We start from the raw sequence: 18,862 nt of genomic DNA, 5'->3' as shown, positions 1-18,862 counted from the left end.
GTCGCAGTGAAGAACTGGGCCGTCATCCCTGAGGACGTCCGGGGCAAACTCGCATGGTGGTACGGGAACATGGCGGGCGACCCGCAAGGGTCGCCGGAGTTCACCTGGTCACTGGTCGACTACCGAACCGGGAAGTCCGTGCCGGCGTCCTGAGACAGCGGCTCTCCGTCTGGGGAGGCGGAGGGCCGTCCACCAGGCCATCGGGAGTAGTAGGAGGCTGACCAGGCCCAATGCGCTCAGGCCGATGACGATGTGGAGGCCGTCGACGCGGCGGGCCGAGGCGATGATCACGGGTGTGAGGGTCAGGGCGGCGAGGCCCGTGAAGGCGGTGAGCCAGTAGAACTCGTGGGGGATCAACGTCGTTCCTTAGCGGGTCGGGCGTCGGGTCGGTTGGCGTTGCGTGTGCCTGTTCGGGTCGCAGGGGTTGTTCCCTTGGCCAGAGCGGTTTTCACGTCGGTGGGGAAGGCGTCTGCGGCGATGGCTGCGGGATCGCGTTCGGCCGGTGCGGGGCGGGTTGCTGCGACGGCGTTGTTGATCTCGGAGTGTGTGAGGTTCGTGCGCGCGTTCAGCAGCGTCCGCAGGTCGTTGGCTGCGGGCTGGGTGGGCTGTTCGGTGCTGAGGCGTTCGGCAATCTCTCGTGCTCGGGTGCTGCGGCGGGCGGCGTGGAAGTCCTCGCGGGTCGGGCCGTGGTCGGCAAAGGCCCAGCGGGTGCCGGTTCCGGGGTTCAGGGTCGGACGCGGGGACCACGGTTCCTCGTGGACGCGGGGATTGCGGGCGAAGAACGGGGCGGCTTTCATCATCGCGTCGTAGCGGCCGAGGCCGGCCGCGCACGCCCGGTCGAAGTGCCCCATCGCGTGCGGGTGCAGGGCACGAAGGCGTTCTTCGCAGCGGTCCAGCGCCGACCGGGCGGCGGGGTGCTCGGCGGCGTACCGGACGGCCGCTCCCCACGCCTCCGCGACCTGGACGAGACCCGCCTGCCCCAGCCATCTGCGGTCATTGGCCGGGGCGTAGCGCACGCGCGCCTCCGCCGCGGCCGCGCGCAGGCGGCGCTCCATCGTCTCCTGTACGGCCCGATCTTTGGCCGCCCGCGCCTGCAACGCCCTGGCCCGCTGGCTCACCGCCAGTTGGTAGGCCGCCGCCGACAGCGAAACCACCTGGACGATGCGTTCGCCCGCCTGGGCGAAGCCCTCGGCGACGGGGTCTGGATGACGGTCGGTCATGCAACGCTCCTCAACACGATCACGGTGATGTCCTTCGACGAGGCGGGCCGGAGATCTTCGCCGGACGCGCCACCCGCGCCCGGTCCTCGACGGCTTCGACAACGGGTTCGCCAGGGAAGTCGTCAGCGGCCGACCCCGCCCCATCCGGGCTGACCTCCGCGATCAGCAGACTGGTCACCAGCGGCGAGTCGACTCCCGTCCGGTCGGCGACGCGCAGCACGTGCCGGGCGGCGTCGGCCGGGTCGAAGACGGCGATGACCGCGACGGCCGCCCGCACGGCCGCCAACCGGCCCTCGCCCGTCGTCAGCGTCCCGGCCGCGCGCTCGACCGCCGCATCGACCGCCACGTCGATCAGCGGAACCCCGTCCGCCAGCGCCTGCCTCAGCGCGGACGGCCCGAGGTCGTTCATCGTCGCCGCCGGATCACGCCCGCCGCCCAACACGACCGCGCTGACCGGCCCTCGGATGCCGGACAGAGCCGGGACGGCTCGCTGAATGGCCGCCTGACCTGCGCTGTCACCGTCCATCAGAACGACCGCGCCGACCGTGTCGAGGTCGACCGCGCTCGACAGCGCGCGCACGTGCCCGGTGGTGAGCGCGCATCCGCCCACGGCCACGGCCGCGTGCGCCTCGCAGGACGCATTGACGGCGATGGCGTCCAGCACTCCCTCGACGATCACCGGACGCGCGCCGCGCGCGAACCGCTCGCCCCCTTCATGCAGCCCGAACAGCAGCGTCGACTTACGGAAGATCGCGCTCTCCGGGCTGTTGAGGTACTTCGGCCCCCGCCCGCCGTCCGCGCGCCGTCCGATGAATCCGCGCACGGCACCGTCGGCATCGCGGATCGGGAAGACGATGCGGTCGCGGAAGAAGTCGCGCAGCGAACCGGACTCGTCCCTGCGGCACAGCCCGGCGGCGACGATCGTGTCGGCGGTGTGTCCGAGCGCGCGAAGGTGCGCCGCCAGCGCGCGCCCGCCCGCCGGCGCGTGGCCGATCTGCCAGTGACGATGCCAAGTCGGCGCGATCCCGCGGCCCGCGAGATAGTCGGCTCCCCAGCTTTCGGAGAGCTGGTCCTGGTAGTACTCGTGCGCTGCGTTGACGGCCGCGAGAAGATCTCCACGTCCCTTCGCATGCGGTCCCGGAACGTGGCTTCGCAACCGCGCGGCAGTCCGGATGATCCGCTCCCCGACGACCCGCAGCGAGCCGTTCGCGTTCGTCCGAGCGTCGGTTCCCGCCCATAGCGGGGCCTCCGCGAACTCGATCGCCGGGTCCACTCCCAGTCCGGCCAGGACGAGATGCGCGACCGAGTCGGCCTCGACGCGGCGTGCGCCGAAGCAGTCCCGCGCCACCGCGTCCGGCCGGTCGCCGCTCCGCAGGACGTGCGCGAGCTGGTGGGCGAGGAGAAGGGCCGCCTGGACGTCGTCCACTTCGCCCGCGACGCGCAGGACGCGACCGGAGCGGCCCGCGTACGTCCACCGCTCTCCCCGATCGACGTAGAAGCCGAGGTCGACGGCCGCGCCCCGCACCGCCTGCCAGACCTGTTCCGCTGAAAGGCTCGGCTGCTCGGGCACCGGCGGGCCGTCGGTCTGCGCGACGTCGAAGACGGGCCGCGCCGTCCCGCGCGGCAACAGGACGCGGACGGCCGTCTCGCCCTTGCGGACCTGCCGACCGGCGAGCTGCCAGTCGTCGTAGGTCCGGACGTCCGACGCCTCGGGACGCTGCGCCGGGATCAGCAGCGTGTTCACGAAGCCGTACTCGCCGAACGCACGGGCCCGTCCCAGCCAGTCCCGCCACCCGATCTCGCCGCCCCGCAGCCGGTCCAGCTCCTGGTCGAGCACGGACGCGAGAACGCGCGGCAACTCTCCGCTCTGCCGACTCACCGGCGCTTCCCGACCGCCATCCAGAGCAGGATTCGAGCGATGTGCCGGGCGTCGGAGACCGGGCCGAGGAGGCGTCCGTGCGCGGTGACGAACGCGTAGGCGTCCTCGGCTCCGGCGCACAGGACGGTCTCCGACCAGCGGCCGACCCACAGCCGGAGCTTGAGGCGGTCATGCCGCGTCCGCCGGACCCGCGTCCTGACGCCCAGCCGGTTCAGCTCCCATCGCAACCGCAGCAGGTGCTTCCGCCGCTCCTCGACCGCTTCGTCCGCCCTCATCGCCGCCCCCGATTCACGTCGATTGATGAACCGTCGATCCATCAACTAAAAGCAACCATGACGATGCCCGGAAGGAGATCGGGGCGTCAATCAATCGCGACGCGCCCGCGTTTCGACACGAAATGAACCGGACTATCGGCAATTGACGGATAAGTCCCGAGTCGCCCTGATGGCGCGACGCACGAACCTCCGCCGGGCATACCGAGCTTCAAACCTCGGCAGCAACGACGCGGCACCCGCATGCGGCGGTCGGCACCCTCAACTAGAGTCCGTCTGGTCGACCGCCGAAATCCTCACCCATCGGGCCGTTCGAGCGAAAGGTTAATCCGATGGCGAATGAAGCCATGCCGCCAGGGACTCTGGCGCAGAAAATCGAATGGCTGATCCGCAACATGTGGCCGGACGACGTCCCCCGACCCCGCAACAACGTCGAGGCCGCTGCAGCCATCACGAACGCGACCGGCGAGAACATGTCCTCCACCACGATCTGGAAGCTGCGCACGGGCCGCCAGGACAACCCGCAGTTCAGGACGTTGACCGCTCTCGCGTCCTTCTTCCGCGTCCCGATCGGCTACTTCGGATCGCCCACGGAGGCCGAGCCGCTGGAGGAGGACGTCACCTTCGCCGCGCTCCGCCGACGGGTCGCCCGCGGAGAGATCCGCCACGAGGTACTGCGCGCCCTGATCGGGTTGGACGAACAGACCCGCCGGATCGTCGACGGCATGATCCTCTCAGCCACCGACAACCGCGTCACCTGAGCGCGGAGGCTTCGGTCACCTGGGGTGCTTTCAGGTCGCGCAGCAGGTGCCGGGCCATGAATTCACCGATCTCACCATAAGCGTGAAGCTCGTTCGCTTTGTTGCTGAACCCGTGGCCCTCATCCGGGAAGACGTCGTAGCGAACATCGACGCCCCGGCTCCGAAGCCGCTCGACGAGCTGATCCGATTCAGCCTGCGGAACACGAGGATCACGCGCCCCCTGCAGAACGAAGAGCGGAGCCGTGATCTGGTCGGCGTACGTGACCGGAGAACGCTCGCCGAGAAGCGCCGCGTCGGCTTCCGGGTCGCCGAGGACGATCGAGATGAACGACTTCCACGTCGGGGGTGGATTCTGCGCGAGCGTGACGAGATTGGTGGGGCCGCAGATCGAGACGCCAGCCGCGAACCGGTACGGAAGGCGGGCGAGGCACGACAACGCGGCGAATCCGCCGTAGGAGGCCCCCATCACGGCGATCCGATCGGCGTCCAGGTGGGCGACGCCTTGGACATAGCGCACGGTGTGGTCGAGGTCGAGCAGGTCGGCTCCACCCCAATCGCGGTAGACGAGCCTCTGATACGCCGCGCCGTATCCGGTGGAGCCCGCGATGTTGGGCGCGAGCACGGCAATCCCCCGGTCGAGCAGATACTGGTAAAGGCCGGCGCGCATGTAGCGCGGCCTTTCCTGCGCTTCGGGCCCGCCGTGGATCGACAGCACGACCGGGTGCGGGCCGTCGCCGTCAGGCCGGTACAGCAGGGCGTGGACCTGCCGTCCGTCCGCCGACGGATAGACGACGACCTCCGGTTCAACGGGCTCGACCTGCCGCAACGCGACGGGCCGGGTGTCGGTGAGGTAGCGGAGCCCGGTAGCCGCGTCCACCACCGCGATCTCCGCCGGGCGGGCCGCCGTGTCGATCAGCACGACGGCGCGGTCTCCTTCCGGCGCGAGCGCCAAGGCGTTGATCACGCCGCGCGGCATTGCGGGGAACTCGATGTCGCGGTCGCCGCGCCGCCCGTGCAGGATCGAGCATCCGGAGTCGTTGACCGTCCACGCGAGCGTTTCTCCGCGGACGTCGACGCATTCAACGTCCCATTCGCACTGGGCGACGAGGTCGAGCCGCCCGTCTTCGACGGAGTAGCGGCCAACCGCCACGAACTCGCGCCCCATGTCGGTGAGCAGGTAGAAGGCGGACGAGTCCGCGGCCCACGGCCCCGGATCGAAAAGTCCCCTGCCGTACGCGGCGGTCACGCAGACGGGTTCCGAGGACGGGTCGGCGAGGTCGACGAGGTACGCGGCGATGTCGGTGTTCGAGCGGAATCCGGCGGCGAGCAGCCAACGCCCGTCCGGTGAAATGCCCACGGGCTCGAAGGCGACCCCCCGAGCGGGGACGACTCTGCGTTCGCTTCCGTCGGTCAGATCCCGGACGAGCAGGTCCTGCACCGCGATGTCGCGGTCGTTCGCCGAGTAGATGAGGTAGCGACCGGTGGCGTCGAAAGGCGCGGCGGGAATGACCCGCTGGCAGTCGGGGCCGGGCACGAGTTCGACGATGTCGTCACCGTTCAGGCCGGTCCGGTAGATCCGGTACTGCTCGTCGCCCTGGTAGTCCGCGGTGAAGACGAGGCTTTTCCCGTTCGGTGCCCACGCGACTTGGCGCACCGTCTGTTCCGCGAATCCGGCCACTCGACGCGCCGCTCCCCCGGATACCGGGACCGTCCACAACTCGAAGCTTCCGCCAGCGTTCCCCGAGTAGGCGACGGTTCTTCCGTCTGGCGAAAGGGCCAATGTCGGCTGGAAGCTCTGCCGAGGAACGAAGTCGGCGTAGTCGTGGGACATGAAGGTGCTCCGATCGTCGAGGTCAGTCGATCCAGCCGCGGCGTACCGCGGCGGCGCCGGCCGCGAAGCGCGTCTCGACGCCGAGTTCCTCGCGGATCGTGTTGATGTGCCGTCGTACCGTGCTGACGGCGAGAGAGGTGTGCCGGGCGATCGACTCGTCGCCGAGTCCTTGGGCGAAGATTGAGGATCTTCCGCTGCGTCGAGTTCAGCGGGTCGTCCGGCTGAGAGGCGCCGAAGGGGACGGCCCGCTCCCACAGCATCTCGAAGTATTCGCGGAGCGCGCCGACGACCACCGGCGACCGGACGAGAAGCGCGCCCGTCAGGCCCGTCATCGTCAGCGGCAGCAGCGCGATCGACTCGTCCGCCAGCTTCATCTTCATCACGACGCGAGGCAGCAGCCGGGCCTGCTCGCCCTCCTTGACGGCCAGCTCGATCGTGCGCAGGCCGACCGGGTCTTCGGCGCAGCGCGTCTCGTAGATGCTCCGGCACCGGACCTGCCCGTTGAAGGACGGGAGCGGTGCGACGACCGTCAGCTCGTCGATCGGCCGTTCCACGAACTGGTTGTCGAGCGTCAGCCAGTCGCGGTGGGCAGCGCTGATCAGGCCGCGCGACAGGCTCTCGATCTCTTCGCGGTCGGTGATGATCTGGACGAGGCGATCGATGCGCGCGTCCGACGCGCCGGTTCCGGGGAACCGCGCCTCGGCCATCCGGCGGTGGCCGCTCAGCAGGCGCTCCTGGTCGGCGGCGAGCCTGCGGGTGATGTCGGCCAGCGCTCCCTGCAGCGCCAGTTCGGGAGCGACCGGCACCAGGCGGCGCGGCAGCGACGGCCCGTCTGATCGGACGTGCGCCAGGCCGGCCGCCTTGAGCGCTTCGACGCCGTCCTGGCCGCCGAGCAGCTCCGAAGCCTCTTCCGGTGAACAGTCCCCGGCACGCTGCAGGACGCGCAGATAGAAGGTGAGCAGCTCGTCCGAGAGAATGCCCGAAAGCAACCGATGGGCGACGTTTCCGAGCTCCGAAGTCAGTTCCACCACCTCCTCGGTTCAGAGCGTAGCGAGCCGATGCCCCACCGTGACGGGGCTTCAGGGGTGCGCACTTCTGCTCACTGAGTGGAAGTGCTCACCGCCGCCGTATCGGGCCGCCCGCTCCCGTGCGACCCGACGGACTCGACGATCCCGTCGGCGACGACGACCCGGTTCGCCGCGCCGGACTGCTCACTTCTCGCCAGGGAGCGTTTCATCCACGTCCGCCGACGCCGCGCCCGACCACCATGTCGAGCGTTCACCGCAGACCGGAGGATGGATGAGGAACAAGGTGACGGCTCCGCTGCACGGCGCTTTCGTGGGAGGCGGTCGCTCGGCCGCTTCGTGGGATCGAGCGAAAGGCGGACGAACGTGGACGCGCATGTTGCTCGCCGTGGCCGCCCGTTCCGCTGGACGACGTCCGCGTCCGCCGGTTGGTCCCCCGCGCGCTGGACTGCGCTTGGCGCATGTCTTCGCGCATCCGAACGGCACCGGTTTCATCGGTCCCGATGCCGATGGATTGCTGCGGGCGATCCTCGTCGATGCCCTGATGTCCTCGGCGCGGACGCACGTGGTCACCACCCACTCGACCGTCACGCGCCTGCTCGGCGGAAAACCCGGTAATGCACGAGAACTGACGGTTCTCGATCTTCTAGAAGACACCGTCGAATACTTGGAAAGCCCGGCCGCCATGCCCAGTTACGGCCCGAGCGCCATTCTCTGGGTCACTACGCCGGACGCCGATACAGACGTGGTCTACCAGACACTGCTCGACCGCCCCCGCCACGGCTTGATCGCCCTGTGCGCGGGTCTTTGGCCGCACGGACCGACCTACGTGATCGACCAGGACGACCCGTTCTCCGGCGACCGCGTCGATCCGCCGATATTGACGAAGGAACAGGCTCTCACCGCCCTGGCCACTGGCTGATCCGTGAGGTCGCCGAGGAACCGTCGAGTGCCGCCCCGCGCCGGAACAGCGCGTCGCCGACGCGGGGCGGCAGTGGTCAGACCGACCGGCGCGGCGACGGAGCGGTCGGCGGCGTCACCGGCGAACGCGACGGGCCCGGGTCCGCCGGCGCCCGATCGATGACGTCGCTGACGGAGCCGGGAAACTCCCGACTCACCGCATCGCGCTGAGCGACGTCGTCGCCCTTGCCCTTCCCTTCGGCCCGGCTGTCGGCCGCGCGAAGAACCCCGACCTCCCGGCGCACCCGTGTAAGGGACGCGCCGGCCATATCCAACTGAAGCGACGCGCTGGCCAGAGCCGACTGCCCCTTCAGCACCGCCGCCGTCACCTCGGGGTGATTCCGGCGATGAGCATGCCGCTCGTTCCCCAGCTCCGCGAGGATGAACGTTCCCGTCTGCTTGATGGTCTCGTGCAGTTCGTTGACGATGTCGGCAAGCCCGCCGACGACCTTTTCCGCGGTCCCGTAATCAGACCCGCCGACCGACCCGGCCATCTTCACGGCCAGCGCGGCGGCACGCTCCCGCACCTCACGGATGATCTGCTCGGTATCGCCGCCCTGAGTCGGCCCCTGCTCGACGCTCATGCGCATCGCTCCACATGTTGCAACGAAGGATGGACATTGAAGGACCTCCTCTCAAATCGAAGCGATGAGTCCCACGCACCAAGAAGCCTGGAACTACGACTAAAGCTGATCATAAACTTCCCACCGAGCACCCGCCGATCACCACCGCCCATCGGCGTGTCCGCCCACACTTCATCCAGAACTCACCGACCCAGCCATTAGCACGACCATCCTCTTTTGGTCTGCTGCGAAGGCGGGCACCGCATCATCGTCACCAGCGCGCAGCCCACGGCCGCGCCGGGTTGCGATCCTCACCCGCCAGCGAAGGCGAGCGCCACCTCCCCGTCCGCCCCCGTGACATCGATGACGACACGTTGCGCTCCTCGCCCGTCGGCGAAGGCGGGCGCCACTCGTGGTCGCCGGGCGTCGTGGCCGGGGGGTCGTCGAGGTTGCGATCCTCGCCCGCCGACGAGGGCGAGCGCCACCGGCGGCTCGACCACCGGACGCGCCGCCGGACGTGGTTGCGATCCTCGCCTGCCGACGAGGGCGAGCGCCACTCCCGAACAGCGGTCCGCGAACGCGCGCATCGCCGTGTTGCGATCCTCGCCCGCCGACGAGGGCGAGCGCCACGGGGAGTTCCTGCGCGCCAACGGCGGACGACCGATGTTGCGATCCTCGCCCGCCGACGAGGGCGAGCGCCACGGACACGTCAGCGCACACCACCCAACCCGACCCCACCGTTGCGATCCTCGCCCGCCGACGAGGGCGAGCGCCACCAGATCGACTACGTCGTCAACTCGACGGCGTTCGTGTTGCGATCCTCGCCCGCCGACGAGGGCGAGCGCCACCGTTCATCGGCGTCATGCCCGACGCGCCGACGCCGATGTTGCGATCCTCGCCCGCCGACGAGGGCGAGCGCCACCGGCGGGCGGCCGTCTAGTCGGCAGCCCGGGGGAGCGGTTGCGATCCTCGCCCGCCGACGAGGGCGAGCGCCACGCGAGCCCGTCCTGACCTGCCAGGTCCGCATCACCCCGTTGCGATCCTCGCCCGCCGACGAGGGCGAGCGCCACGATGCGGTATGGCCACCCAGATGGCGGGGGGCCTTGTTGCGATCCTCGCCCGCCGACGAGGGCGAGCGCCACCCGTACATGTGGCCCAGGTCGGCCGCGGACGTGCCGTTGCGATCCTCGCCCGCCGACGAGGGCGAGCGCCACGGCCGTCATGGTTCCCGAATGGACGCGCGCGGTCGGTTGCGATCCTCGCCCGCCGACGAGGGCGAGCGCCACGTCCCAGGTCGCGACGACTTCGGCGTGCCCTTCGGCGGTTGCGATCCTCGCCCGCCGACGAGGGCGAGCGCCACGTGGACGCTGATTCCGGCGGACGCGCCGGTCATGAAGTTGCGATCCTCGCCCGCCGACGAGGGCGAGCGCCACGACCTGAATGCCCGGCACGACGCGGGCCGCAAGGCGTTGCGATCCTCGCCCGCCGACGAGGGCGAGCGCCACCCGCAGTTGACCTGCGACGATTACCCTCGGTGCCCAAAGGGGTTCGCGGGTGAAGCGGACAATTGCCATGAAGATGTCGATACGTTCTTCGGAACCCCCCGGCGATTCGGTGGGCACTGGGGGTTCCGAGCTAGAGGATGAGTGCGTCGTCGTGGGGTAGCGGCTCGGCGATGCCGAGGGTTTTGACGGTGCGGAAAGAGCCTTTGGGGACTCGGTAGACGCGGATGCTGTCCTCGGCTCCGTCGATGATGCGCTGGATCTTGTCGAGCAGGGTCAGCAGGTCCGCGTCCGTGCAGACGATCTCGAAGACCGATTTCTGGACGCGCAGGCCGTAGCCCTCGCAGAGTTTCGCGACCCGGCGCAGTCGGTTCTTGCCTTCGGGCGTGACGGTGCTGACGTCGTAGGTGAGCAGCAGTTCCATCACGCGATCCACGGGACGTAGCCGTCGAGTTCTCCACGGATGTGCCGGGCGAGGATGCGGGCCTGCACGGAGGGGAGGATCGCGGTGGGGACGCGTCGGCCGTTGAGGCGGTGCGGGCGGTCGCGTTTCATCGCTTCCCGCCAGGCGGTGAGCGCGATCGTCCGGCCGTCCTCGGTGAGTTGGACGGCGCCGCCGGGCAGTGTTTCGAAGTGTTCGGCGCACAACTGCCGGCGGTTGAACATCGTGAGGGCGAGGCGGTCGGCGACCGGTGCCCGGAACTCTTCCATCAGGTCGAGCGCGAGTGCGGGTTTCCCGGGGCGCAGGCCGTGGAGGAATCCCACGTACGGGTCCAGGCCGACCTGCTCGGCGGCTCCTTGCACCATCGACCTGGTCATCCCGTAGTAGAAGGAGAGCAGCGCGTTGACCGGGTCGGTCGGGGGGCGTTTGATCCGGGCGGGGAAAGTGCCGATGTCCAGGTCGCGGCGCAGCAGATGCCGGAATCCCTCGAAGTAGTGGCGGGCCGCGTCTCCCTCGATGCCGCGCAGCGCGTCGAGGTCGGGGGCCGCCGGGATCTTGCCGAGCATCTTTTCGAGCGTCGCGGCCTCTTCGCGAAGCTCGTCCCGGCCGCGTTGCGCGTCCCGCGCTCCCTTGAGGAGCAGTTGCCGGCTGTTCTGGAGTTTGCCCGCGACGAACGAGCGGGCCGTTTTCAGGGTGGCGTCCGGGTCGGCGTACCGGAGGTGCTGGGCGTGCCGGAGCAGGACGTTTCCGCGCGTCGGCCCTTCGAGCCGGTTGAGGAACCGTCCGCCGCCGCTCATCCAGGTGACCGGGCGTCCGTCGGCGGCGCACCGGGTCACCAGCGGGTTGCTGACCTGGACGCCGCCGAACACGACGATTTCCTGGAGCCGCCGCAGCGGCACGATGTTGCGGCCGTCGTGTTCGGGGATGACGATCCGGACGCTGTCCCCGTCAAGGAAAAGAGACGCCCCCTGGGTCTGGACATAGAGGGTGTTGAGGAGTTCAGTCATCCCCGGGACTTTCATCTGCTGGTTGGAATAGACGATCGAGTTCATCTCGGTAGCGCTTCTGGTTCGCGAGCAGCTTCGGCATGCAGAGTTCGTTCATCGAGCAGCGGCGGCATCTCTTGTCGGCGACCGGCGCGGGAAGCACCGTGTCGGCGAGTACGGCGCGGACCGCGCGGCTGAGGTCGACGACCCGTCGCCGCAGCGCCTCGTCGACGGCCACGGGGTGCCGTTTGCGGTCCGCGCCGGAGTAGATGTAGCCGAGGGGGACGGGCGTCTTGAAGCGTTCTTCCAGGCAGATCGCCTGCGCGGCGACCTGGACGTCGGCGGGCCCGCCGCTGACGTACGGCCCGGCCTTGTGCTCCACGGGGACGACCGCTCCGTCGTCGCGGAGTTCGACGACGTCGCAGACCCCCGTCAGGCCGAGACGGTCGTGCCAGACCGGGAGCGCGCGCAGCGTGCGCACCCCCGGCCTGGACTCGTCCCCGGGCTCGTGGACGCGCTGGTGCAGGAGGTTCCCGCGGACGGTACTGGCGTCGTCGGCGTAGCTCTCCTCCAGCAGGATGAGCCCCGCCTGGCGCGGGCAGTAGTCGTAGTGCTCCAGCGCGGACAGTGAGACCTGGATCGGTTCGGACATGTCCGTCAGCCGACGACCGGGGTGTAGGTGACGCCGTCGGGGAGTCCCGAGTCGTCGAGCTTGACGGTGTAGTCGGTGAAGTCGCGCGCCGGTCCCCCGACCTGCGACGTGATCGACAGCAGGTCGAACAGGCGGTGCGCGGGCGCGTTCCCGAACGCGTCGCCGTGCGTGAAGACGTGCAGCCCCCGCAGCGCCATCTCGCCGCGGCTGGACGCGCGGTCGTGCTCGAACATCAGCTCCATCGCGCGCCACAGCGCGGCGAGGTCGCCGGAGGTGACGCCGGTCTTCCTGGCGAGCGGCGCGCTGAAGTGCCCGTACCCGACGTACAGGCCGTACGGGATCATGCGCTTGTTGCCCATCTCGGTGGTCTCGCCCTTGTCGATGTGCTCGGTCTTGGTCTGGGTGACGCGGGTGATGCCGTGCTCGACGGGGAAGACCGGGTCGACGGTGCGGGCGAAGGTGAGCTGGAGCGGCCCCTGCACCCGGCCGGCGCGCTGCGTGCCGGTGGACATGACGGCGCCGAACATCCGGACGTCGAAGAACGTCTCGCACATCCACCGCTGGGCCGCCTCGACGGAGTCCTTCTTCTTGGCGTCGAGCCCCAGGGCGGTGTAGGCGCGCTCGTGCTGGGAGTTGAGGGAGACGCCGGCCTCGACGTAGATGTCGTAGCCGGGCTCGCCCTCCTTCAGGAGCGCGATCATGTTGCGGATCTTGCGCTTGACGGCGACGTCGGAGACCAGGCCCTCGCCCGTCTCCGGGTCGGTCCTGGGCAGGCCGCCCGCGTCGGGGTCGCCGTTGGGGTTGCCGTCGCGGACGTCGAAGACCAGCACGAAGTCCTGCTTGCGGGTGGGGTCGAGGTGCGGAGCGGTCGTCATGGTGCGGGGTCCTTCCACGTCAGTCGTTGGTCTGCCGGGCGGCGGCGCGGGCGCGGGCTTCGGCGGTGTCCTCGTTGCCCTGGCGGCTGTAGCCGACGACGAAGGCGGCCTGGTCGCGAAGGTCGAAGCGTTCGGGCGGGCCGCCGTCCGGGAACCGCGCGAGGAGGCCCTTGAGCTTGGATTCCAGGGCGTAGCCCGCGGTCTTGTCCGACGGCTTCGCGCTCCGCTTCAGCTTCCCGAGATGGCTCTTGGCCAGAGGGAAGAGGCGGGAGAGCGTCGCCTGCGGGCGCGTCATGGCGTTGTTGAGGTAGCGGTCGCCGATCGTGGTGTTGACGTCGGGGATCGCCTTGCGCTGGATCGACTCCAGGACGGCGAAGGCGCGGCCCCAGACCACGGCGGCGTCGTCTTCGATAGTCATGTCGGTCTCCTCGAACGGAGGACGGAACAGAATGAGCTGCAGCAGCGCCGCTCTCGGCAAATCGACGCGGGCGTCGGCCCGGATGCGCTGCAGCAGGTGCGGGAGGACCCAGACCGGAACGGGCACGCGGGTGAGCGCCGAGCGGAGCAGCGCCGACTGGGCGGCCTTGGGCGCCGATCCGTCGATGTACTGCTTCTTCTCCTTGTGCCACCGGCCGCACGCGCGGGCGAGCTGCCACAGCGGAAGGACGCGCTTCTCGCCCTTCCAACCGTCGAGCAGGCGGTGCTGGTCGAACCACGCCGTCACCGCCGTCAGCGCCTCGGGCAGCGGGACGTCGACCCAGTCCTTCAGCACGGCGCGGCTCTGGTTGGCCGCGAGCGTCACGGCGTAGAAGGTGTTCGGGCCGTCGGGGTCCGCATCTTCGTTCGCCTTGTCCGCGGCGTCGTAGATGGCCTTCACGTCGGCGGCGTCGACGCTGTCGAGCGCCGGGACGAGCGGCAGTTCCTGCTCCTCACGCAGCCACCAGACGGTCACGGCGTCGCTGCCCCGGAACCGGTGGTCGGGGTCCGCGAGCAGGACGTTGAGGACGGACATCGCCTGGCCGCCGCACCGGCCGCAGATCGGGGTGTTGCCGAGCTGGATGACGCCGCCGCGCCCCTGCGCGGGCTTGTTGATCGAGACGAGCTGCGCGTCCCGGGTGCGTCCGCTCGACGACGGGATCGCCCCGCCCTTGATCGGCTCGGGGATCGTGTCGAGCAGGTCGCCGTCCTTCCCGCAGGACAGGCAGACGCCCCTGGTGCCGCCCGCGCTCTTGCGCTCCCGGACGACGTCGGCCCAGCACTCCTTGGCGCTTCCGAGCATGTGGACGTAGCCGTCCTCGCCCGAGATGCGGATGGCCACCGTGTCCGACGGCTTCGCGTCCTCGGGCAGCTTGACGTTCAGGTGCTTCTCGTTGAGGAAGAACGACAGCACCGCGTCGGCGCGCCAGTCGCCGTCCGCGCTGTCACGCCACCGCTGGAGAAGCTCGATGTAGGCGTCGTTGCGGCGGTTCGCCTCCTCCAGCTCCTTGTCCGACTCATCCTTCGGCATCGCGAACACGAACTGGAGCGTGTCCACCAGGAGCGTCGGCGGCGGCTTCCTCCCTGACCGGTACACGTATGGAGCCGGCATCGGGCGGCCCGACGGGTGATGCGCGGAGTCCTTGAGCGACGCCAACCCGTCGGCCGTGGGGTTCCCCGAACGGTCGAGTTGCAGAGCCCACGGAACAGGGCGCATCCGGTAGTAGGGCGGCGGAAGGTCCGGGCGCTGCGCGGCATGGTCCGCGAGGTGCTTCAGCAGCACGGCTACCTCCGCGTCCCGGCCTCGGACGTCAGCCGGCACCCCTCCTTGGGGACCTCCAGCACGCCGTTCTCCAACTTGGCCTCGAACCAGGTGTAGGTCTCGCCGCGCTCGCCGTACTCGATGCCGTGCAGCATCACGCCCAGATCCTCCGAGCGCTGGATCGGCGGGCGGTCGGTCGCCTTCCCGAAGAAGGACACCGAGAACTCGCGCGTGCCGAGGAACGGATGCGTGTACGAGGCCCCGCGGTCGACCCGCCGCCGGAACATCGCGCGGTACTTGTCGACCGGCTCGTCGGCGTGCGGACGCAACTCGACCTGCGCGTGGACGCGGTAGTGGACGTCCCGCAGGCACACCATGTTCCGCTGGTCCCGGTCGTCCTCGACGTCGTAGCGGACGGTGCGGTCCACCATCGCCTTACGCACCCAGTCGACCGTCAGCATCGACTCGACCTCGTTGCGCCGGATCGACGCCCACCGGATCTCCGACAGCACGTCGATCCGCTCGACCCGGTAGGAGAACTCCGGCTTCCAGAAGATCGATTCCAGGATTCCCCGCGCCACCGAAGGCGTCATAACGGAATAACTCAGACGTTCCGTCTTATATTCGGGCCGCGTAAAACAGGCCAGCGGCCCGCCCACCTCCACGACCAGCGGCGGCAGCGGATGACGGCCGCCCGCATGAGATCTCACGATCACTTCCCTCCCGTCCACAGCGGACGCGACGGACGCTACTCAGGCCCCCCGACATTTCGACGCCCCGAAATCGGTGGTGGCCAGATCGGGACTTTCGGTTGCAGCGGACCACTCACCTGGGGCATATTTCGCGCAGCACAACTGGACAAATAGTAAATAGCATCCATTTGCCCCACCGGCCTGCGCGCGGGAATCAAAAAATGTAGTTCTGCGTGTCGGCGAACTCGATGCCGCGTTCGTGGTGGTAGTCGCCGATCCAGTGGACCATGTCGCCGATGACCGGTTCTGCGAGTCCTTCTTTCAGGGCCTCGCGGGCGAGGTGGCGCGGGATCGCCGCCATGTACGGCCGCAGTTCGCGCAGCAGCGCGCCCGCGTACGGGACGCCTCGGCGGATGTCGTACACGGCGTCCCGGCAGCGGGCCGCCTCGGCCTCGTCGCCCCACGGCACGACGACCGGGACCGTGTACTCGTCGATCATGCGGAATTTGGCCGCGACCTCCGGGAAGTCGAACTTCTCCCGGTACTTCTGGATCTCCGCGCCGGCCGCCTCGACGTCCTTCAGGTTGTAGCGGTCGGCGTAGTAGCGGTCGAGCGCGTCCAGGTCGTCGGGGTCGGCGCGGTTCTCGCCGATGTGGGACGCGCTGGCGAACGCGGCTCCGCCGTAGACGGTGGCCTCGCTCTCGTCGCCGTCGATCTGGAAGACGACCACCCGCCCGAGGGCCAGGCGGCCGCTGCGGTTCGAGCGTCCGGCTGCCTGTTGGAGCGAGTCGGCCGGGGCCTTCGCGCGGTAGACGACGGGGAAGTCCAGGTCGACCCCGGCTTCGACGAGCTGCGTTGAGATCACCGCGATCGGCTCGCCGTCCGCGAGCCGTCGGCGGATGTCCGCCAGGACCGCGCGGCGGTGCGCGGCGACCATCCGCGTCGAGAGGTGGAAGACCGGGCCAAGCTCTTCGGGGCGCTCGGCCGCGACGAGTTTGTGGAGGTCCTGCGCGACGCGCGTGGTGTTGACGACGCAGAGCACCTGCCGCTCGTCCGCGACGTCGGCGGCGATCTCCTCGATGGTCGGCGCCGGGTCGACCCGCCACTCGTAGGTGACCCGCCGCAGCGAGGTGTAGAGCCGCTCCGGTTTGGCGATCACGTCGCGCGCGGGCAGGCCCTTGAACGCGCTGAGCCGCCAGAAGGAGGGCTGCGTCGCCGAGGCGAGCAGCACGGACGCGCCGAACCGCTCGGTCAGGGTGCGCAGCGCCGACAGGATGGGGATGAGCATCGGGTCCGGCAGCGCCTGCACCTCGTCCAGGACGATCACCGACCCGGCGAGCCGGTGCAGGCGCCGCATCGCCGACGGACGGCGGTCGAACAACGACTCGAACAGCCGGACGGTCGTGGTGACCACGAACGGCGCGTCCCAGTTCTCGGCGGCGAGTTTGCGCCAGGGCCCGACCGGGCTGCGCTCCCCCTCGTCGAGGTCCACGCCGCTGTGGTGCTCCAGGACGACCGGGTCCTCGCCCTTGCGTTCGAGGACGCGGCGGTACACGTCCGCGTTCTGGTCGGTGATCGACAGGAACGGGACCGCGACGATCACCCGGCGCAGCCCGTGGACACGGGCGTGCCGCAACGCGAAACCACCCGCCGCCAGCGTCTTGCCTGCTCCCGTCGGCGCGGGGAACCGGTAGATGCCCCGGTCCCCCGATGCGGCGGCGAGCGCCTGTTCGTAGACGTCCCGGCGGATCGCGTCGACGGGCGACGGCGCGTTGCCCGCGAGCAGCCGCGACCGCCCCTCCTCGAAGCGCTGCGCGAGGTCGGCGGCGAGGACGGGATGCTCAGCCCGCGCCTTGCCGTCGTTGAAATGCTCCTCGGTGTCGAGGAAGTCGCCGTCCACGACCGCGCTGAAGACCATCCGGATGAGAAGTTCCCGTTCCACCGCCGGCGCTTCCGCGAACCAAGCCGGCAGCGACGGCGAGGACGACGCGATCTCGGGAACCAGCGCGACGGCGCGCGCGACGGCCTCCTCCACCACCGCACGCTCGCGCCCACCCGCCCGGCGCACCGCGGTCTTGAGATCGGGCAACGATGGCAGCCCGCCATGATGCCCGAACACGACGGCGGCCAACACGTCGAGCCCCCGCTTCGAGGCCAGCCACGTGCCAGCGTGCTTGTGATCGATACCGACCCGGCCACCACTGGCGCCAGCAAGACGCAACCCGTCCTGCCACGCGCACGACGCCTTCCCCACGTCATGGACGAGCCCGAGAAACTCGGCGACCTCGCGCGCACCGAACAACTCCGCGAAACACCCCGCCCGAGCCGCCGTCCCCCGCAGATGGTCCGCCAGGTCGTGGCAATGCCCCAGCCCGTTCGCACTGTGCGCGTGAATCTCTTCCGAACCCACCCCGTGACCTCCACCGCGGAAACGCTCACCCGCTCACGGCGAGCAGCCGACAACCTCGGCCAGTAGCTCTACCGCGACCATTCGTCACCGAGCACCCGTTCACACCATCAGGCCGGAGTCGGCCCACCCCAGTGAACGACTTGACGGCGCCCCACAGCACGCCCAGCAGCGGTTGCGCAACGCCAAAGGTGGTTGCGGACGATCCCTTCGCGAACTTCAACGCTTGCGTTGCCGACCCACCGCCTGAGAAATGTCGACACCACCATCCTCACGATAGGGTGACAGATCCCTTACGGTGGGTAGTACCACGAGGCGGCCTGCAACTACCCTGGGGCGAACGCCATCCGCTTATGGGCTTCTCGCTCAGCGGTGAGCTGGGGTAACGCAGGTCAGTACAGCGGTCACGCTGAGTGACCTGAAAAGCGAAAGGTCGGCGGTTCGACCCCGCCCCTGCCCACAATTCTAGATATCAAGAATGGCCTCTGAACTGCGATTTTGCAATCGGGGATCATTTTCACCTCTCGGCGGAGACGCGCACCAGAACCTCCACATCACTCCCGCCTGGCGAACTCGAGCCCCTGAGCAGAAGCCCATACAAACCGCCCCTCGCAGTACAATCAGAACGAGCACCAACCCCCAATGCACGCTATTGCTACGGTCATCGATGGAACCAAGAGCGCGTTAAGTCGCGGGTGTCGGCGTGGAGCGCGTTGACGCGGCCGATCGCCACCGCGAGCAATTCGGTCAGGCCGGACTGGAATCAATTGCGGAGGCCAGAAGCTGCCTGACGACATTACGCGCATACCAGGCGACCGAATGCCGACATCTCGATCCCGTCCGCGCGGAGCAGCCGCCTCGCCCGCGACGACCATTGCGCCGGATGGGATCGCCTCAAAGTCCTCGTTGTCGCAGGCGGGCATTCCCGGATCGGCGTCGATCAGCGCGAAAATGCCGGTCAGGACGCTTCATCGTGCGGAGACGTCAACACTCGGTGCGCAACGGCTCGTGCGCACCGACTCACGATCAATGCCAAAAAAATCGTCGCCACCAACCG

The 18,862-nt window shown here is 69.3% G+C and carries 15 protein-coding genes and 1 CRISPR repeat array; of the genes, 2 read left to right on the top strand and 13 right to left on the bottom strand.

The annotated features are described in order from the left end of the window. Positions 1–353 precede the first annotated feature (353 nt). The 3 genes from G339_RS0116770 to G339_RS0116760 are packed head-to-tail and all read right to left on the bottom strand — an operon-like array spanning position 354 to position 3,374. The gene (locus G339_RS0116770) at positions 354–1,220 is read right to left on the bottom strand and encodes a hypothetical protein (protein WP_019632238.1); all 867 of its coding nucleotides are present in this window, start codon (positions 1,218–1,220) and stop codon (positions 354–356) included. A 19-nt stretch (positions 1,221–1,239) separates the two neighbouring features. Next, positions 1,240–3,099, bottom strand: a complete 1,860-nt coding sequence (locus tag G339_RS0116765) for a toprim domain-containing protein (RefSeq protein WP_157407768.1) — start codon at positions 3,097–3,099, stop codon at positions 1,240–1,242. Beyond that, the gene (locus G339_RS0116760) at positions 3,096–3,374 is read right to left on the bottom strand and encodes a hypothetical protein (protein WP_019632237.1); all 279 of its coding nucleotides are present in this window, start codon (positions 3,372–3,374) and stop codon (positions 3,096–3,098) included. The genes G339_RS0116765 and G339_RS0116760 overlap by 4 nt, the downstream gene beginning before the upstream one ends. A 329-nt stretch (positions 3,375–3,703) precedes the next feature. Between G339_RS0116760 and G339_RS36795 the strand changes: the two genes are divergently transcribed. After that, a complete protein-coding gene (locus G339_RS36795) occupies positions 3,704–4,132 on the top strand; it encodes an XRE family transcriptional regulator (RefSeq protein ID WP_157407767.1) in 429 nt (142 codons plus the stop codon). Here G339_RS36795 and G339_RS40460 read toward each other — a convergent pair. After that, positions 4,125–5,108: an alpha/beta hydrolase family protein gene (locus tag G339_RS40460; protein WP_240489842.1), complete on the bottom strand. Its 984-nt coding sequence runs from the start codon at positions 5,106–5,108 to the stop codon at positions 4,125–4,127. The two genes, G339_RS36795 and G339_RS40460, sit on opposite strands and share 8 nt — an antisense overlap. 581 nt (positions 5,109–5,689) lie before the next feature. Further along, the gene (locus tag G339_RS40455) at positions 5,690–6,991 is read right to left on the bottom strand and encodes a hypothetical protein (protein WP_033323298.1); all 1,302 of its coding nucleotides are present in this window, start codon (positions 6,989–6,991) and stop codon (positions 5,690–5,692) included. 373 nt (positions 6,992–7,364) lie between these two features. Here G339_RS40455 and G339_RS0116735 point away from each other — a divergent pair, with 373 nt between their 5' ends. Next, on the top strand, positions 7,365–7,910 hold the full coding sequence (locus G339_RS0116735) for a hypothetical protein (RefSeq protein ID WP_169514748.1): 546 nt from the start codon (positions 7,365–7,367) through the stop codon (positions 7,908–7,910). 76 nt (positions 7,911–7,986) lie between these two features. Here G339_RS0116735 and G339_RS0116730 read toward each other — a convergent pair whose 3' ends face one another. From G339_RS0116730 to cas3, 8 genes are all read right to left on the bottom strand, one after another. Further along, on the bottom strand, positions 7,987–8,532 hold the full coding sequence (locus tag G339_RS0116730) for a hypothetical protein (RefSeq protein ID WP_157407763.1): 546 nt from the start codon (positions 8,530–8,532) through the stop codon (positions 7,987–7,989). Positions 8,533–8,812: 280 nt separating this feature from the next. After that, a CRISPR array of direct repeats spans positions 8,813–10,016; the repeat unit is 37 nt; unit sequence GTTGCGATCCTCGCCCGCCGACGAGGGCGAGCGCCAC. Between the two features lie 130 nt (positions 10,017–10,146). Beyond that, positions 10,147–10,437, bottom strand: coding sequence for a CRISPR-associated endonuclease Cas2 (gene cas2, locus G339_RS0116725; protein ID WP_019632231.1), 291 nt, complete (start codon positions 10,435–10,437; stop codon positions 10,147–10,149). Further along, positions 10,437–11,462, bottom strand: coding sequence for a type I-C CRISPR-associated endonuclease Cas1c (gene cas1c, locus G339_RS0116720; RefSeq protein ID WP_019632230.1), 1,026 nt, complete (start codon positions 11,460–11,462; stop codon positions 10,437–10,439). Before cas1c ends, cas2 begins: the two co-directional genes overlap by 1 nt. After that, on the bottom strand, positions 11,455–12,093 hold the full coding sequence (cas4, locus tag G339_RS0116715; protein WP_019632229.1) for a CRISPR-associated protein Cas4: 639 nt from the start codon (positions 12,091–12,093) through the stop codon (positions 11,455–11,457). Before cas4 ends, cas1c begins: the two co-directional genes overlap by 8 nt. 5 nt (positions 12,094–12,098) lie before the next feature. Next, positions 12,099–12,968 (bottom strand): type I-C CRISPR-associated protein Cas7/Csd2, encoded by an 870-nt coding sequence (gene cas7c / locus G339_RS0116710; RefSeq protein WP_019632228.1) that lies wholly within the window; start codon positions 12,966–12,968, stop codon positions 12,099–12,101. A 19-nt stretch (positions 12,969–12,987) separates the two neighbouring features. Beyond that, positions 12,988–14,727 (bottom strand): type I-C CRISPR-associated protein Cas8c/Csd1, encoded by a 1,740-nt coding sequence (cas8c, locus tag G339_RS0116705; protein WP_026341520.1) that lies wholly within the window; start codon positions 14,725–14,727, stop codon positions 12,988–12,990. A 2-nt stretch (positions 14,728–14,729) separates the two neighbouring features. Beyond that, the gene (gene cas5c / locus G339_RS34015) at positions 14,730–15,365 is read right to left on the bottom strand and encodes a type I-C CRISPR-associated protein Cas5c (protein ID WP_240489841.1); all 636 of its coding nucleotides are present in this window, start codon (positions 15,363–15,365) and stop codon (positions 14,730–14,732) included. A 247-nt stretch (positions 15,366–15,612) separates the two neighbouring features. After that, positions 15,613–17,808 carry a CRISPR-associated helicase Cas3' gene (cas3, locus tag G339_RS0116695; protein WP_157407761.1) on the bottom strand — a complete coding sequence of 732 codons (2,196 nt, stop codon included), beginning with the start codon at positions 17,806–17,808 and terminating at the stop codon, positions 15,613–15,615. Positions 17,809–18,862: the final 1,054 nt, after the last annotated feature.

This window comes from Actinomadura atramentaria DSM 43919, assembly GCF_000381885.1.
Lineage (GTDB): Bacteria > Actinomycetota > Actinomycetes > Streptosporangiales > Streptosporangiaceae > Spirillospora > Spirillospora atramentaria.
This window is presented reverse-complemented; position numbering and strand designations above follow the sequence as displayed.

Coding starts and splice junctions, on each gene's coding strand:
- cas7c (WP_019632228.1), bottom strand. CDS start 12,968: ATGACGACCGCTCCGCACCTCGACCCCACCCGCAAGCAGGACTTCGTG.
- G339_RS0116770 (WP_019632238.1), bottom strand. CDS start 1,220: ATGACCGACCGTCATCCAGACCCCGTCGCCGAGGGCTTCGCCCAGGCG.
- G339_RS40460 (WP_240489842.1), bottom strand. CDS start 5,108: ATGCCGCGCGGCGTGATCAACGCCTTGGCGCTCGCGCCGGAAGGAGAC.
- G339_RS36795 (WP_157407767.1), top strand. CDS start 3,704: ATGGCGAATGAAGCCATGCCGCCAGGGACTCTGGCGCAGAAAATCGAA.
- G339_RS0116730 (WP_157407763.1), bottom strand. CDS start 8,532: ATGAGCGTCGAGCAGGGGCCGACTCAGGGCGGCGATACCGAGCAGATC.
- G339_RS0116760 (WP_019632237.1), bottom strand. CDS start 3,374: ATGAGGGCGGACGAAGCGGTCGAGGAGCGGCGGAAGCACCTGCTGCGG.
- cas2 (WP_019632231.1), bottom strand. CDS start 10,437: ATGGAACTGCTGCTCACCTACGACGTCAGCACCGTCACGCCCGAAGGC.
- G339_RS0116735 (WP_169514748.1), top strand. CDS start 7,365: ATGTTGCTCGCCGTGGCCGCCCGTTCCGCTGGACGACGTCCGCGTCCG.
- cas4 (WP_019632229.1), bottom strand. CDS start 12,093: ATGTCCGAACCGATCCAGGTCTCACTGTCCGCGCTGGAGCACTACGAC.
- cas1c (WP_019632230.1), bottom strand. CDS start 11,462: ATGACTGAACTCCTCAACACCCTCTATGTCCAGACCCAGGGGGCGTCT.